Origin of the sequence: Paracandidimonas lactea, from assembly GCF_021653995.1 — a bacterium.
GTDB lineage: Bacteria > Pseudomonadota > Gammaproteobacteria > Burkholderiales > Burkholderiaceae_B > Allopusillimonas > Allopusillimonas lactea.
In genome coordinates this window covers 118,928-134,074 of the sequence record NZ_JAJJOZ010000009.1, presented here as the reverse complement: position 1 = coordinate 134,074, position 15,147 = coordinate 118,928, and the positions used below count along the sequence as shown (strand labels likewise).

The following is a 15,147-nucleotide window of genomic DNA, read 5'->3' as shown; positions in this document are numbered from 1 at the left end:
TCACACCAACGGCCTTTCGCGGGCCACCCCTCAAAGCAGGAGACATCTCATGTCCAGCAACCAGCGCCGCGCACGTATTTTGGCCACGCTCGGCCCCGCCACTTCCAGCCGCGAACGCATCGCCGCCTTGCTTGACGCGGGCGCCAATGTCTTTCGTCTCAATTTCAGCCACGGCACGCATGAAGACCACGCGGCTCGTTTTCGCATCATCCGCGAACTGGAGGCAGAGCGCGGGCAGCCCATCGGCATTGTGCAGGACCTGCAAGGGCCCAAGCTGCGCGTGGGCGCCATCGAAGGCGGCAAGGTGATGCTGGCGCCAGGCCAGCGCTTCAGGCTGGACCTGGACCCTGCGCTGGGCAATGCGCAACGCGCCAACCTTCCGCATCCCGAGATTTTCGCGTCGCTGGAGCCGGGCGCCGACCTGTTGCTGGACGATGGCAAGCTGCGCCTGCGCGTTGACACCTTCGGCCCGGACTTCGCCGATACGACGGTGATGGTGGGTGGGCCTCTGTCGGACCGCAAGGGCGTGAACGTGCCCGGTGTGGTGTTGCCCATCTCGCCGCTGACGCCCAAAGACCTTGCCGACCTGGAGTTTGGGCTGGCGCTGGGCGTGGACTGGGTTGCGCTGTCGTTCGTGCAGCGCCCTGATGATATTGATGAAGCGCGTGCGGTCATTGGCGGGCGGGCGAACGTGAAGATTATGGCGAAGCTCGAAAAACCTGCCGCCATTGAACACCTGGACGAGATCATTGCCCGTGCGGACGGCATTATGGTGGCGCGTGGCGATCTCGGTGTAGAGGTGCCACCCCAGAAGGTGCCGGTGCTGCAGCAGCGTATCGTGCGCGCATCCCGTGCGGCCGGGCGGCCGGTCGTCGTGGCGACGCAGATGCTGGAATCGATGATTACCTCGCCGGTGCCGACGCGCGCCGAGGCGTCTGATGTTGCGAACGCGGTCTACAGCGGTGCGGATGCGGTGATGCTGTCGGCGGAATCCGCTTCGGGCCAGTATCCGGTGGAAGCGGTGACGATCATGGCGGGGATTATCCGCGAGGTCGAGCAGGATCCGGCCTGGCGTGCCGGCCTGGACGCCACGCATAGCGAGGCGCAGGCAACGCGGCCAGATGCGATTTGCTGCGCGCTGCGCCGCGTGGCGGGCTTGCTGGACCCGGCGGTGACGGTGGCGTACACGGCGTCGGGCTTCAGTGCGCTGCGGGCCAGCCGCGAGCGTCCGACGACGCCCATTCTCGCCCTGACGCCGGATGTGACGACAGCCCGGCAACTGGCGCTGGCCTGGGGTGTGCACCCGGCGGCGTTCGGTGCGCAGCTCGAGGATGTTTCGCAGATGATCGACCAAGCGGTCGGGCAGGCCGTGGCGCGCAGGCTGGCGGCAGAGGGCGACCAGGTGCTGATTATTGCGGGCCTGCCGTTCGGACGCAGCGGCAGCACGAATCTGCTGCACATCGCGAAGGTTGATACGACATCGCAGCGCGTCGAGGCGCCGGTTGAAGGAGCTGCTGTGCCGGCTTGAGTGGGTGCCTGCTTTCAGTCTTTGTTCTTTCCAATCATAAATTCCGTTGCTGTAGTTCTTTCGTCCGCACCTCCTACTGATTCAGATTCCAACCGACGTTGGCACTTACGCAGCGGCGGTTTCTGTTTCTTGTTTTTGGTGGGTCAGTTTTGGGAGCTGGAGGCCATTCTTGAGCCGTCACGCTCGCTGTGCGTGGAGAAGGAAAATCAGCGGCTCAGTGAGAGATCTCTAGTTCTTACGGGCAGGAAATTTCCGGACAGGTCAGGGGGGTATTCAATGCTCGCAGCGATATACATGGGTGGCTCTAACGGCGGCCACGTCAAAAAAACCTGGCACTGGCGAAAGCGTATGCAATCAAGGCAGCGCATATGGGCCATGCCGAGTCGGCAGCCTATCTGGAGCATTGGGATGCTTACTTCCGGCTGATCGTTACACAGGAGCGTCGCTAGTGTGCCTCGCTGTTCAAGAATCGACACTGCGCGCGTTCAAGCGCTGATGCGATCAGCACGGGCTGGCGATCTGGCAGGGTTGGGCGAGGTCGATGACGTCGCAGTTGTCGCCGGGGCCGCTGCGGTCGATGACGAGGAAGTCGCTGACGGCGTCGAGCGCCAGCAGGGGGTGGTGCCATACGCCGGCGGCGTAGTTGACGCCCTGGCCGGGTTCACAGGTGAACAACCGTAGGTCGTCGGGACCTGGGGCGTCGCCGGCGGGGGCGACGATGACCAGATAGGGGCGGCCTGAGAGCGGGATGAAAGCTTGGCTGGCGCGAGGGTGCCGCTCCATCATGGTGACGGTAAAGGGCAGGGCGCGCGGCAAACCCCGAAAAATGGAAACAATTGCTTTGCCGTCGGCACCCGGATCGATATTGGCCAGGTCGTGATAGCGTTCTGTATTGCCGTCATTGATGGTGAAATGCCGGACGGCGTCAGACACCTCGATCACATCGCCGAATGGGGCAAAGGCTTCGCGCGTCAAGGGGGCGGCGGCCAGCGCCTTCAGGGTTACAGACACACTCACAATCATCTCCTCAGGCAAATAGGGCATCCAGACGGAAGCGCGCAATCTTGGCGATCTCGGCCAAGCATGTCGCGCGTTCCGTATCGTGATCATTGTGCAGCCGTGCGTCGATGCTGTCCATGATCTGGTAGCGTGTCAGCCCTTTGACGGCGATCACAAACGGAAAACCGAAGCGCTCGTGGTAACGGGCGTTCAGGCCGCGCAGGCGCGCCAACTCGTCGGCGCTGCATTGATCCAGCCCGGCGCCGCGCTGCTCGTTCGTGGAGGCATCCGTCAGTGTGCCGTTGGCGGCTTCTTTGCCTGCCAGCTCCGGGTGAGCGAGGATCAGTGCAAGCTGCGCCGCTTCGTCAGCCTGGTTCAGTACGCCAAGCATTGCGCCATGCAGCGCCTCCACGCTTGTAAATGGGCGCGCTTGCCACGCGCCGCGGGCAATCCAGGGGGAGTGCTCGAAGATGCCGCTAAGTCGCTCTGTAAATTCATCCTGCCCCATGGCGGACAGCGCGGACAGTGTCAATTCGGGTGCCTGGATCTGCGTCATAGTCGGCTCGATTTTTATTGAATGTGAAAGGCCGTGCTAGGGGCCGGGTTGCCGGCCGGACGTGGTCGAGACAGTCATGTTCCCGCCAGCTTGGCCTTGCCCGGCTAGTTTAAGAGCTATCCAGGTGGATCGAGAGGGGCAAAAATGCATAATCCATATAGGCGAGCGCTATGGTCTCTCGCTGGCCCGCCTGCTGGTTTTCGGTGCGGCATGCCTGCGCATACCCCCATTGCCATCCTTCGGGATGCGCGCCATGATGTGTCTTATGGGCATCGCTGCATCGGCATTGAAGTTACCGCATTGATGCGCGGGCGCCGATGCGGGGCGCCGCTGCACAAGCACATTGAGGCGAACCAGACCATGGAAGCTCAAAAGATACGGTTTTATTGCCGGGGGCAGGTGCGCGAGGTATGGGGTGTCGCGCCTACGCGTACGCTGCTGCAATATTTGCGTGAAGACTTGCGTGCCACGGGCACCAAAGAGGGCTGTGCAGAGGGTGATTGCGGTGCATGCACCGTGGTGATTGGCGATCTGGATGCACACGGGGCGGTGCGTATGCGTGCCGTCAACGCTTGTATCCAATTGCTGCCCACCCTCGACGGCAAGGCAGTGTTTACGGTTGAAGATCTGGGCCGGCCAGGCGGTGCGCTGCATCCCGTCCAACAGGCCATGGTCGACCTGCACGGCTCGCAATGCGGCTTTTGCACGCCCGGTTTTGTCATGTCGATGTGGGCGCTTTATGTTGAGCATGCCGCCGATGCGCCGCCGCCTTCGCGTGCGCATGTCCAGGATGTACTGTCGGGTAATCTGTGCCGCTGCACGGGCTATCGGCCCATCATTGATGCCGCGCTGGCCATGTTCAGCCAACCACGCGCCGCTTTCGACGTCGATGCACTGGCCGGGATACTGGCGGGCCTGCGCCGTGGTGCCGCGCTTGATTACGCGCACGAGGGCCATACGTTCCGGGCGCCGCGCACGCTTGCCGAGCTGGCCAAATTGCGCCTGGCGCATCCCCATGCGCGCATACTTGCCGGGGGCACCGACGTTGCGCTGTGGGTGACCAAGCAGCTGCGCCCGCTCACCGAGGTTATCTATGTCGGCGAGGTTGATGCGCTGCGCGAGATCCGTACTGAAGACGGCCATCTCTACATAGGGGCCGGCGCGCTGCTGAGCGACGCCTTTGACGCGCTGGCTGCACAGTACGACGAACTGCGTGAACTGCGCCGCCGCTTCGCCTCTTATCCTATTCGCAATGCTGGCACACTGGGCGGGAATGTGGCCAATGGCTCTCCCATCGGCGATTCCATGCCAGTGCTGATTGCGTTGGGCACGCGCATTGTGCTGCGCCGCGGCGACCACGTACGTACGCTGCCGCTGGAAGACTTCTACCTCGACTATCAAAAAAACGCATTCGAAGTGGGCGAGTTCATGCAGGGGTTGGAGATCCCGCTTCGCGATCAGGCGCTGCGTCTGCGCAGCTACAAGCTGTCCAAGCGCTTCGACCAGGATATATCGGCGGTTTGCGCGGCATTCGCCATCCATCTTGGCGCTGGCGGTGAGGTAGCGCAGGCTCGTATCGCCTTCGGTGGCATGGCCGCCACACCTCGGCGCGCACTGCTGGCCGAGCAGGCGCTGGTGGGCCGCCCCTGGAACGATGACACGGCGCAGGCGGCCATGCAAGCGCTTGCGCGGGACTATACGCCGATGTCGGACATGCGCGCGGGCAGCGCTTACCGGATTAGCTCGGCGCAGCATCTTTTATGGCGCTTTTATCTGGAAACACGGCCCGAGGCGCCTTTGTCGCCGGCACAAGTCAATGTCTATGCCTGTGCCGATGCCCAGGAGGAACAGGTATGAATACGCAAGCCGATGCGCGTATGCACACCCCTGTGTTGACAGGCGCCGCTGGCAAAAGCCTGCCGCATGAGTCCGCTGTCCTGCATGTCAGCGGCACGGCGACGTACACCGACGACCTGCCCGAACTGGCCGGGACACTGCATGCGGCGCTGGGCCTGTCAGACCAGGCCCATGCGCGTATCCGCGCCATTGATCTGCGTGCCGTACGCACCGCGCCGGATGTGCTGGCCGTGCTTACCGCACAGGATATTCCGGGAGAGAATAATTGCGGTCCGGTAGTTCACGACGACCCCTTGCTGGCCGACGCATGCGTGCAATACATCGGCCAGCCGCTGTTCGTCGTGGTGGCCGCCAGCCGGGATGCGGCGCGGCGAGCCGCCCGGTTGGCAAGCGTGGATTACGAGCCGCTGGAAGCGATCTTGACGCCTTTGCAGGCCAAGATGCGGTCCGCGTTGGTGGTGCCGCCCATGCGGCTTGCGCGTGGCGACGCCGCTGACGCCATTGCGCGCGCGCCACACCGCCTGACGGGTACCTTCGCGTGCGGCGGGCAGGAGCAGTTTTATCTGGAAGGGCAGATCGCTTACGCGGTGCCGCGCGAGGGTCAGACCATGCATGTGTGGTGTTCGACGCAGCACCCCAGCGAAATGCAGGCGTTGGTGGCCCGGGCGCTGGGGTGGCAATCGCACCAGGTCGTTGTGGAATGCCGCCGCATGGGCGGCGGCTTCGGCGGTAAAGAGTCACAATCGGCATTGTTCGCGGGCGTGGCGGCGGTATGTGCGGCGCGCCTGGGCGTGCCGGTGAAGCTGCGCCCCGATCGTGACGACGATATGATGATCACCGGCAAACGGCACGGCTTTCATTACGAATACGACATCGGTTTTGACGACGCGGGCCACATCCTGGGTATGAATGTGGACATGACGCTGCAGGCGGGGTATTCGGCTGATCTGTCGGAAGCCGTCGCCACGCGCGCCGTTTGCCATGTAGACAACGCTTATTTTCTGCCGCACATCGGTATTGCGGCGCTGTGCGGCAAGACCAACACGCAGTCCAATACCGCTTTTCGCGGCTTCGGCGGGCCGCAGGGCGCGTTGGTGACCGAGGTGCTCATCGATATGATTGCACGCCGGCTGGGGCGCGACCCGCTTGATGTGCGCCGCGCCAACTTCTACGGAATAGGCGAGCGCGACATCACGCCCTATGGTCAGCGCGTTCTCGACAATGTGCTGGAACCGTTGGTCAGCCAGCTTGAGGCGGACAGCAGCTATCGCGCGCGCCGAGAGGCCGTGCAGGCATACAACCGCGGCAGCCCGGTACTTAAGCGCGGCCTGGCGCTGACGCCCGTGAAATTCGGCATTTCATTCAACGTGCCGGCATTCAATCAGGCCGGCGCGCTGGTGCATGTATACCGCGACGGCTCCGTCCTCGTGAACCATGGCGGCACCGAAATGGGCCAGGGCTTGAATACCAAGGTGGCGCAGGTCACCGCTCAGGCGCTGGGGCTGGACATCGCGCACGTTCGCGTGACGGCCGCCGATACCAGTAAAGTGGCCAATACCTCGGCAACGGCCGCGTCCACAGGTTCGGATCTGAATGGAAAGGCGGCGCAGGACGCCGCCCTGCGCATACGGCGCCGGCTGGCCGGCGTGGCCGCTGCGAAGTGGGGAGGTCAGGCTGAGGATGTCGTGTTTGCCGATAACCGCGTGTACGTCAACGGCGAAAGCTTGCCGTTCGCAGAGGTGGTGGATGCAGCCTACTGGGTGCAGGTGCAGCTCTGGTCCGAGGGGTTTTATGCCACGCCGGGCATACGGTGGGACAAGCACACGATGACCGGCGAGCCGTTCTATTACTACGCCTATGGCGCGGCGGTGTCTGAGGTGGTGGTCGATACGCTGACCGGCGAATTCAGACTCCTGCGCACTGACATCCTGCATGATGTGGGTGAGTCCATCAATCCCGCCATCGACATCGGGCAGATCGAAGGGGCGTTCATACAAGGCATGGGTTGGCTCACAAGCGAGGCACTGTACTGGAACGGCGACGGCCGGCTGATGACGCATGCGCCGTCCACATACAAAATACCCGCCGTCAGTGACTGTCCGGCGGACTTCCGCGTCAAGCTGTTTGGCAATCGCAATGCCCGGGATACCATCCATCGCTCCAAGGCGGTGGGAGAACCACCGCTGTTGCTGTCTTTCAGTGTGTTCAACGCCATCCGCGACGCCGTTGCCAGCGTTGGCAATTATCGGGTCGAACCGGTGCTGGACGCGCCTGCGACGCCCGAGGCGATTCTCAGTGCGGTGACGGCGCTGCGTGGGCAGGAGGCGCCATGAGTGTCTGGCTTGATGCCGCCTGCGCGCTTGCTCGTGCGAACACGCCCGCGGTGTTGATTACTGTGGCGGATGTGGAAGGTTCCGCGCCCCGCGAGGTGGGCGCCAGGATGGTCGTTTCGGCACAGGCCCAATGGGGCAGTGTAGGCGGGGGCCAGTTGGAATGGCGCGCCATACAACAAGCGCGGGCGCTGCTGCACGATTATCCTGGTGGCGCCTGCGCGACGCAGTGGCTTTCGTTGGGCCCCAGCCTGGCGCAATGCTGTGGTGGCGCCGTCACGCTGTTGTTTGAAACGCTGGGCCCGGCCGACACGGGCTGGCTGATGTCTTTGCGGGCGGCGCTGGCTGCCGGCCGCCCATGCTTGCGCGAACGCGAGCTGGGCGATATGCCCGCATCGCCGCATGCGCAGGGCGGGCCCTGGCCAGGCGCCGGGCATGTGCGGGTGTGCGACATGCCGCCGGACGCGCAGCCCGCGCCGGTCGCTGGTGGTGCGGGCATGCTTGTGCGTGCGGGCGGCCGTGCGGCGCTGCGCGAGTGGGTGGCGCCTGTTTCCATGCATGTGGTGCTGTTCGGCGCAGGGCACGTTGGCCAGGCGTTGGTGCGTGTGCTGGCGTATATGCCGTGCACGGTAAGTTGGGCTGACGAGCGTGATGCGCAATTTCCAGACAATGTGCCGGCCAACGTGCGCGTCGAGCCAACCGATGTACCGCAGGCCATCGTCGACGAGGCGCCGGCAGGCGCGTTTTACCTTGTGATGACGCATTCCCATGCTCTGGATGAGCAGCTTTGCCGCCATATCCTGCGCCGTGGCGATTTCGCCTATCTGGGCCTGATCGGCTCCCGCACCAAACGCGTGAAGTTCGAGCGCCGCCTGGCGCGGCGTGGTGTGGCCCCCGAGGCGTTGGCGCGCATGACCTGCCCCATCGGCGTTGCCGGTATCCATGACAAAGCACCCGAGTCGATTGCCATTGCTGTTGCCGCGCAGCTCCTGCAGACGCGCGAACTGATTGCGCACGTGCACGCGGGCGCGCAATGAAGCCTTTCAACGCTCGTGACGACGCTGGTGCGAACGTGGAACGCCGAGGGTATCGTGCTCGACTGCTCTATTTTGCCGACCGTGCGGCGCACGACGAGGCACCCCAGTCCATCATGCTGGAAGATGGTTTGCTGGTGATCGAGGACGGCCGCGTCGCTCAGGTGGGTGAATACGGTGCATTGGCGCCCACACTGGGTGAGGCCACACCCGTGGTGGATTGGCGCAATCGGCTGATCACGCCGGGCTTCATCGATACCCACGTGCATTATCCTCAGACAGACATCATCGCTTCGCCGGCCCCTGGCCTGTTGTCCTGGCTGGAGACATACACCTTTCCGGCCGAACGCCGCTTCCAGGATAGCGGCCACGCCGCCGAAGTCGCCGATTTTTTCCTCAATGAGTTGCTGCGCTGCGGCACCACGAGCGCATTGGTGTACTGCACGGTTCATCCACAATCCGTCGATGCGTTCTTTGCCGCCAGCCACGCCCGCAATATGCGCATGGTGGCGGGCAAGGTGATGATGGATCGCAACTGCCCCGACGCGTTGCGCGATACGGCTGATGAGGGGGCGCGCGATAGCGAAGCGCTGATCATGCGCTGGCATGGCATCGGCCGGCAGATGTATGCGCTCACGCCGCGTTTTGCACCCACGTCCACGGCTGCGCAGCTTGGCGCATGCGGAGAACTGGCGCAGCGCTATGGCGACGTGTTCATTCAGAGCCACGTGGCGGAGAACCGCGACGAAATTGCGTGGGCCGCTGCGATGCACCCCGGCTACCGCAGCTACCTCGATATCTATGCGGGATACGGCTTGCTGCGCCCGCGTGCGGTGTACGGCCATTGCATCTGGCTCGATGACGAGGATCGCGCGCGCATGTGCGACGCGGGCGCGCTGGCGGCGCACTGTCCGACATCGAATCTGTTCCTGGGTAGCGGCCTGTTTGACTTGCATGCGGCCCGCCGCGCGGGCATGCAGGTGGCGCTGGCAACTGACGTAGGCGGCGGTACGTCGTTTTCGATGCTGCGCACCATGGGCGAGGCGCACAAGGTGGCGCGTCTGTGCGGCCATCATCTCAGCGCGACGCATATGTTTCACATGGCGACCCAGGGAGCAGCGGCGGCGCTGGGCCTGCAGGGGGTGATCGGTACGCTGCAGCCAGGCGCCGAGGCGGATTTCATCGTTCTCGACCCCGGCGCCACGCCGCTGCTCGCGCGGCGCACTGCTGCCGCGACGTCCCTGGAGGAGCTGTTGTTTGCGTTTGCCATGCTGGGCGACGACCGTGCGGTGGCCGCAAGCTATGTGGCGGGCCGGCTGCTGTACGCCCGCGATACACAAGACGATGCGCGCCAGCCTCAAAACTGACGCAGCAGCGTTAGATTCCTATATCATGGCCCGTTCCGGGGTCGGAGATAAAAAGCATCGAAGAGGGAGACGAATAATGGTGGTGCGGCGCAGCGCTGAACTACTCGATACTTACCTGCTCAAGGTCTTCTGCTTGCTGGTGACAGAGCGCAGTGTGTCGCGGGTGGCGCTCAAACTCAATCAGTCGCAGCCTACCGTCAGCGTGGCGCTGCGGCGCTTGCGCGCCATTCTGGGCGATCCACTGCTGGTGCGTGAGAAGGGCGGCATGGTGCCCACCGAACGCGCGCTTAGCCTGCTGCCGCATGCCCGCGCGGCGCTAGAGCAAATCGACAGCATGGTCGCGCAGCCCGATGCTTTTGAGCCCTTCAATACGCGTCAAGAGTTTCACATTGGCTCCCCCGACTACTTGGCCCCCGTGTTCATGAGCAGTGTGTCAGGCAGGGTGCGGCGTGAGGCGCCGCACGCCCGGCTTACCGTGCATGCGCTGGGCCCAGACTTCGACTTCGAGCATTCGTTGGCCGAGGGCGATCTGGATGTCGTGATCGGCAACTGGCCTGAGCCCCCCGACCGCATGCATCTTTCGGTATTGCTCGAAGATGAGATCGTATGCCTGGTGGCTGCCGACAGCCCCTGGGCCACACGGGGGATGACTCGGCAAGACTACGAAAACGCGTCGCATGTTGTGCCGCTGCCGTATTCGATCACACAGCGCGGCGTGATTGACGGCGTGCTGGCAAGCGAGCGTATCGAGCGCGACGAGCGGGTGGTGGTGCAGTCGTTCAATATCGCGCCTTATCTGATTGCGGGTACTGATCTGATATTCACCACCACGCGGCATTTCGCGGCATTTTATGCCCGGTTGCTGCCCCTGGCGATTGTGCGTCCGCCCATTGCGTTTCCGCCCATGCGGTTTTACCAGCTTTGGCACCAGCGCAATCATCAATCGGCGGCGCACAAGTGGCTGCGCAACCTGCTGGGCGATTGCGGTCGCCAGCTCGCCAAATCCTAGCAGCCTTTACCGCACCCTTTATCACGTGGCCGTTATCACACAGGCTGCCGGCGTGCGCCGGCAGCCTGTGTCGCTTCAGCCCACGGGCCCATTGGCCCATGCCGCTGGCCGTATGCGCCACCTTCGATAGCCAGCGGCAGTCGGCCTACGATGCGGCGGATGAGGATGGCGCCGTCAGGAGATCGGCCAGCATGCCGGCCACTACCTTGGTGGCACCGCGCAGGTCGGCCAGCGCCACGTTTTCGTCCGCCTGCTTGGCGCGCGATTCCATCAACGTGCGCGGGCCCGCTCCGTACATCACCACCGGGATGCCATGCTCGCCATAGAGACGCGCGTCGGCATACAGCGGCGTGCCCACCGCGGGGATATCCTCTCCGAAGACGGCGCTGGCATGGCGTTGCAGGCTGGTGACCATTTGTTCGTGGCCGGGCAGGGGGCGCAATGCGCGCGCCAGCAGAATGCGGCGCACGTCCACTGAGATGCCTGGCAAGCCAGCCACGGCCTGATCGATCAGGACGCGCACATCTGTTTCCACCTGCGCCGGGTCCTCTTCGGGAATCATGCGCCTGTCCAGCTTGAGTACGACCTTGCCAGGCACGACATTGGTGTTGGTGCCGCCATCGATGCGGCCCACGATAGCGGTTGGGCTGAGGATGCCCGGGATGGACGATCGGATTGTGTCCAGCCTCTCCGCATAGGCATAGTACGCCTGCAGGATGCGCGTGGCGGCTTGCAGGGCGTCGTGGCCGGTCTTGGGCATGGAGCCGTGCGTGGCTTTGCCGTTGACCGTCACTTCGAACTGCAGGCAGCCGTTGTGCGCGGTGACAACCTGATAGCTGAATGCCGCACACAGCGCATAGTCAGGCTTAGTGAGCCCTTGTTCCAGCAGGTAGCCGGGGCCCAGCAGGCCGCCAAACTCTTCATCGTACGTAAAGTGCAGCTCGATGCCGCCGCGCAGGCGTGGCGTATCGCTGCCCTGCGCCCAGGCCTCAAGCGCGCGCACAGCGTACAGGTAGGTGCTGAAGTCGCTTTTGGAGACGGCGGCGGCGCGGCCGTACAGCCGGCCGTTCTCGACCACGCCCTCATAAGGCGGTTTGCTCCAGCCGTCGCCGGGCGGCACTACGTCGCCGTGTGCATTAAGCGCAATGGTAGGGCCATCCTTGCTATAGCGCCGCCGGACAATCAGGTTGGTGATGCTGCGCATGCCGTAATCCCGAACCTGCTGTTCGGATACCGGGTGGTGTTCCACCTCCCAGCCCCAGCTTTCCAGCAGGGCGGCCACGGCCTGGGCGTGCGGCGCGTTGTCGCCGGGTGGCGTATCGGTGGGGATACGCACCAGCGATTGCAGCAGTGTCACTTGTTCGTCGAAATGCGCGTCGATCCAGGTGGCCAGCGCGGCAATGGAGGGGGCGCTGCTTGTGTCGCCCCCGCTCGCCAGCGCGTCGCCGCGCAGGCTCACGGTTGAAAGCGGATTGACCATGGCTTATTTTGCCAGCCGGCCCCAGATGCGCACGCGGCTGATGCCGCCATCCGGGAACATGTTGACGCGCACGTGCGTGATGGGGCCCAAATCTTTGATCTGCGTGCCGTCATAGAAGTGCTGCTTGTCCATCTCGGTCTTCTGTTCGCCCAGCAGCTCGGGCCAGAACATGGCCTGAGTGACCAGAGACTGGTCTGTGGACTCGCCCACGCGTGCCGCCTGCACGGAAACGCGGTCGGGGTAGTTGCCCTTGAAGTGGGCGGTGTCGATCTCGATCTTCTCCACGATTGCGGCATGGCCGAGCTCGATCAGGCACCAGTCGTAGCCCGGTTCGCGGCGGCGGCGGGTTTCCCAGCCGTCGCCCATGTTCACGCCGCGGCCCGGCATGATCAGGCGGAAAGGAACACCGAAGTGCGCGTCGTTGTAGGCCACGATGCGTCCACCATTCTCCAGCGCCGATACTTCATGAAGGGCCGTGGCGTCGCGGGTATCCCAATTGCAGGCGGGCTGGCCGTAGACGCGCAGGCGCGCTACACCGCCGTCGGGGTAAATATTCAGACGCAGGTGCGACCAGACGCGATCGTTATCGATCTCGACAAAATGGTGAGCGTTCCCAGACAGCGAGCGCGGGGCCACGATCTCCGTCCATTGCGTGGCGTCGTCGGGATCGCCGACGATGTTGCATGCCTGGATTGAGGCGGCCGGTGGGAAGTTGCCGGTGAAGTGGCTGGTGTTGATGTCCAGCCCCTTGATCACGCCCGGCAGGCCGAGCTTGATGATGGCGGTGTCGTTGCCGCCATTGCGCCGGCGCTTGGTTTCCCAGCCGTCCATCCATTTGCCGTGATCATCGAACTTGCCGACGATGAAGACAGGCTCGGAGGCCTGCAGCATACGGTCTGCGCCGGCGAAGAATTCATCGGTGCACGACAGCACTTTTGCGCCGAAGTCCGCGCTGGCCAGGTTGGCATAGCGGGTGGCAAACGCCGGCAAGTCGACGGGATCCGCGTCGATCACGGTTCCAACTGGGAGATTGGGCTTGGCCATTTCTACTTGCTCCAGGTAAAAAGGTTTTGTTCAGAACAGGCAGGGCGAAACGCCCCGCCGGGGTTGGCGGTGCAAACAACGGGTGTAACGGCCGGCAAGCCTTGGCGGGCCGGCGGTGGGCAGCCGGCCCCAGCCGGCGATCAAGCGCCGGCGGAGGCCTGGTAGGGATGCGTGGCGATCCAGTGGCGCGCAATGTCGGCGCGGCGCGGGATCCATACGCGGTCGTGGCCCTGGACATAATCCAGAAACCGCTTGAGCGATGCGAAACGGCCGGGCCGCCCGATCAGCCGGCAGTGCAGGCCCACTGACATCATCTTGGGGGCTTCGTCGCCTTCGGCGTACAGGGTATCGAAGGCGTCTTTCAGATAAGTGAAGAATTGGTCCCCGCTGTTGAACCCCTGGAACGACGCGAAGCGCATGTCGTTGGTATCCAGCGTGTAGGGGATGATGAGCTGCGGCTTTTCGGTGCCGTCACCCAGCGGTACGTTCTTCCAGAAGGGCAGATCGTCGCCGTAGTAGTCGGAGTCGTACAGAAAGCCGCCTTCTTCGGCCACCAGACGCAGGGTATTGGGGCTGTCGCGGCCGGTGTACCAGCCTTCGGGGTGGCGGCCCAGCAGCTCGGAGACAACCTGAATGCATTGCTGCATATGGGCGCGCTCGGTTTCGATGTCGGTGTGCTGATAGTGAATCCAGCGGTAGCCGTGACAGGCGATTTCGTGGCCCAGTTCAACAAACGCCCGGGCGACCTCGGGGTGGCGCTCAAGCGCCATGCCGACACCGAAGATCGTGAGGGGCAGGCCGCGACGCTCGAACTCGCGAAGGACGCGCCAGACACCGGCACGCGAGCCATATTCGTAAATCGATTCGATAGACAGGTGGCGATCCGGGAACGTGTCGCAACCGATGATTTCGGAAAGAAACTGCTCCGAACCGGGATCACCATGCAGTACACAGTTCTCGCCGCCTTCTTCGTAGTTCAGCACAAACTGAACCGCAATTCGCGCCTTGCCGGGCCAGTCGGCGAATGGCACATTGCGGCCGTAGCCGATCAGGTCGCGTGGGTAATTGTGTTGCTGCATGCATGTCTCCGCTGCGATTATTAGCGCTTGATATTGAGTGCGAGCCAAGGGTCCGTCGGCTTGGCGGGTATAGGGTCCATGCGCTCCTCGCAATCGGCGAGGTGGTGGTGCATGGCTTCGCGGGCGGCCTGGGCATCGGCGTGCGATAGATGGTCGAGGATGATCTCGTGCTCGAAATACGAGCAGGCCGTGTCGCCGGGCGTGTCGTGCAGCGCGATAATGAGCGTGGTGCGCGCGCACAGGCTGTGCATGGTTTCGGTCAACACATCGTTGCCCAGCAGGTTGGCCAACTCGACGTGAAACGCGTTTGACAGGCGTATCCAACTGATGCGGTCGCCGGATTCAAAAGCCTGGCGCTCGCGCGCGACCATTTCGTACAGTGGCGCGAGGCGTTCGGGCAGATCCGGCAAATCGAGCAGCATGTCGATGATCATGCATTCCATGCGGCGGCGCATGTCGAACAAATCGCGGGTTTCCTTCGCACCCGGTTGTGACACAAAGGCGCCGCGGTTGGGCTCGATGTTCACGATCTTGTCGTGGGCCAGCGCCGCCAGCGCTGTGCGCACGGTATTGCGCGAGCACGAGAAAATCTGACACAGCGCGGCCTCGGTCAGTTTGGCGCCGGGCAACAGGCGGCGATCCATCACGGCATCGAAGATATCGTCATAGACGCGGTGGGCGTCGGTGCGCTCGCCGGTTTCCATGGCGGCCCGTAATGATGATGCCTTGGGCGCCTCGAGGCTGCCGTTTACATCACGTTGCGAAGAAAGATGCAGCATGGCGGAAATTAATGAAGAGAATTGTTGACAATTATTGGTGATCCGTTCAGAATCGTCAACATAAATTGTTAACAATTATTGGAGA

At 63.4% G+C, this 15,147-nt stretch carries 12 protein-coding genes; 6 read left to right on the top strand and 6 right to left on the bottom strand.

Annotated features, from left to right (window positions below):
* Positions 1–49 precede the first annotated feature (49 nt).
* Entirely contained in the window at positions 50–1,528 is a 1,479-nt protein-coding gene (gene pyk, locus LOL23_RS15745) for a pyruvate kinase (protein ID WP_160977359.1), read from the top strand.
* A 501-nt stretch (positions 1,529–2,029) separates the two neighbouring features.
* Here pyk and LOL23_RS15740 read toward each other — a convergent pair.
* Positions 2,030–2,539, bottom strand: coding sequence for an ureidoglycolate lyase (locus LOL23_RS15740; RefSeq protein WP_237173888.1), 510 nt, complete (start codon positions 2,537–2,539; stop codon positions 2,030–2,032).
* Positions 2,540–2,555: 16 nt separating this feature from the next.
* Entirely contained in the window at positions 2,556–3,083 is a 528-nt protein-coding gene (uraD, locus tag LOL23_RS15735) for a 2-oxo-4-hydroxy-4-carboxy-5-ureidoimidazoline decarboxylase (protein WP_160977357.1), read from the bottom strand.
* A 360-nt stretch (positions 3,084–3,443) separates the two neighbouring features.
* Between uraD and xdhA the strand changes: the two genes are divergently transcribed.
* The 5 genes from xdhA to LOL23_RS15710 all read left to right on the top strand — a co-directional run bounded on the left by xdhA (position 3,444) and on the right by LOL23_RS15710 (position 10,680).
* Positions 3,444–4,940, top strand: coding sequence for a xanthine dehydrogenase small subunit (gene xdhA, locus LOL23_RS15730; protein WP_237173860.1), 1,497 nt, complete (start codon positions 3,444–3,446; stop codon positions 4,938–4,940).
* Positions 4,937–7,273 (top strand): xanthine dehydrogenase molybdopterin binding subunit, encoded by a 2,337-nt coding sequence (gene xdhB, locus LOL23_RS15725; protein WP_439652101.1) that lies wholly within the window; start codon positions 4,937–4,939, stop codon positions 7,271–7,273. The genes xdhA and xdhB overlap by 4 nt, the downstream gene beginning before the upstream one ends.
* Complete coding sequence (gene xdhC / locus LOL23_RS15720; RefSeq protein WP_160977351.1) at positions 7,270–8,307, top strand: xanthine dehydrogenase accessory protein XdhC; 1,038 nt, start codon at positions 7,270–7,272, stop codon at positions 8,305–8,307. Before xdhB ends, xdhC begins: the two co-directional genes overlap by 4 nt.
* A complete protein-coding gene (guaD, locus tag LOL23_RS15715) occupies positions 8,304–9,671 on the top strand; it encodes a guanine deaminase (protein ID WP_237173859.1) in 1,368 nt (455 codons plus the stop codon). The genes xdhC and guaD overlap by 4 nt, the downstream gene beginning before the upstream one ends.
* A gap of 76 nt (positions 9,672–9,747) precedes the next feature.
* On the top strand, positions 9,748–10,680 hold the full coding sequence (locus LOL23_RS15710) for a LysR family transcriptional regulator (RefSeq protein WP_160977347.1): 933 nt from the start codon (positions 9,748–9,750) through the stop codon (positions 10,678–10,680).
* Between the two features lie 145 nt (positions 10,681–10,825).
* Here LOL23_RS15710 and LOL23_RS15705 read toward each other — a convergent pair whose 3' ends face one another.
* The 4 genes from LOL23_RS15705 to LOL23_RS15690 form a co-directional block, all read right to left on the bottom strand.
* Positions 10,826–12,160 (bottom strand): M20/M25/M40 family metallo-hydrolase, encoded by a 1,335-nt coding sequence (locus LOL23_RS15705; protein WP_160977345.1) that lies wholly within the window; start codon positions 12,158–12,160, stop codon positions 10,826–10,828.
* Positions 12,161–12,163: 3 nt separating this feature from the next.
* Positions 12,164–13,204 carry an allantoicase gene (alc, locus tag LOL23_RS15700; protein ID WP_160977343.1) on the bottom strand — a complete coding sequence of 347 codons (1,041 nt, stop codon included), beginning with the start codon at positions 13,202–13,204 and terminating at the stop codon, positions 12,164–12,166.
* 140 nt (positions 13,205–13,344) lie between these two features.
* Entirely contained in the window at positions 13,345–14,283 is a 939-nt protein-coding gene (gene puuE / locus LOL23_RS15695) for an allantoinase PuuE (protein WP_160977341.1), read from the bottom strand.
* Between the two features lie 20 nt (positions 14,284–14,303).
* On the bottom strand, positions 14,304–15,062 hold the full coding sequence (locus LOL23_RS15690; protein ID WP_160977339.1) for a GntR family transcriptional regulator: 759 nt from the start codon (positions 15,060–15,062) through the stop codon (positions 14,304–14,306).
* Positions 15,063–15,147: the final 85 nt, after the last annotated feature.

What these genes read in the sequence shown, in the direction of transcription:
- alc (WP_160977343.1), bottom strand. Translation starts at nt 13,204, where the DNA reads ATGGCCAAGCCCAATCTCCCAGTTGGAACCGTGATCGACGCGGATCCC.
- guaD (WP_237173859.1), top strand. Translation starts at nt 8,304, where the DNA reads ATGAAGCCTTTCAACGCTCGTGACGACGCTGGTGCGAACGTGGAACGC.
- LOL23_RS15705 (WP_160977345.1), bottom strand. Translation starts at nt 12,160, where the DNA reads ATGGTCAATCCGCTTTCAACCGTGAGCCTGCGCGGCGACGCGCTGGCG.
- xdhC (WP_160977351.1), top strand. Translation starts at nt 7,270, where the DNA reads ATGAGTGTCTGGCTTGATGCCGCCTGCGCGCTTGCTCGTGCGAACACG.
- puuE (WP_160977341.1), bottom strand. Translation starts at nt 14,283, where the DNA reads ATGCAGCAACACAATTACCCACGCGACCTGATCGGCTACGGCCGCAAT.
- LOL23_RS15710 (WP_160977347.1), top strand. Translation starts at nt 9,748, where the DNA reads ATGGTGGTGCGGCGCAGCGCTGAACTACTCGATACTTACCTGCTCAAG.
- uraD (WP_160977357.1), bottom strand. Translation starts at nt 3,083, where the DNA reads ATGACGCAGATCCAGGCACCCGAATTGACACTGTCCGCGCTGTCCGCC.
- xdhB (WP_439652101.1), top strand. Translation starts at nt 4,937, where the DNA reads ATGAATACGCAAGCCGATGCGCGTATGCACACCCCTGTGTTGACAGGC.
- LOL23_RS15690 (WP_160977339.1), bottom strand. Translation starts at nt 15,062, where the DNA reads ATGCTGCATCTTTCTTCGCAACGTGATGTAAACGGCAGCCTCGAGGCG.
- xdhA (WP_237173860.1), top strand. Translation starts at nt 3,444, where the DNA reads ATGGAAGCTCAAAAGATACGGTTTTATTGCCGGGGGCAGGTGCGCGAG.
- pyk (WP_160977359.1), top strand. Translation starts at nt 50, where the DNA reads ATGTCCAGCAACCAGCGCCGCGCACGTATTTTGGCCACGCTCGGCCCC.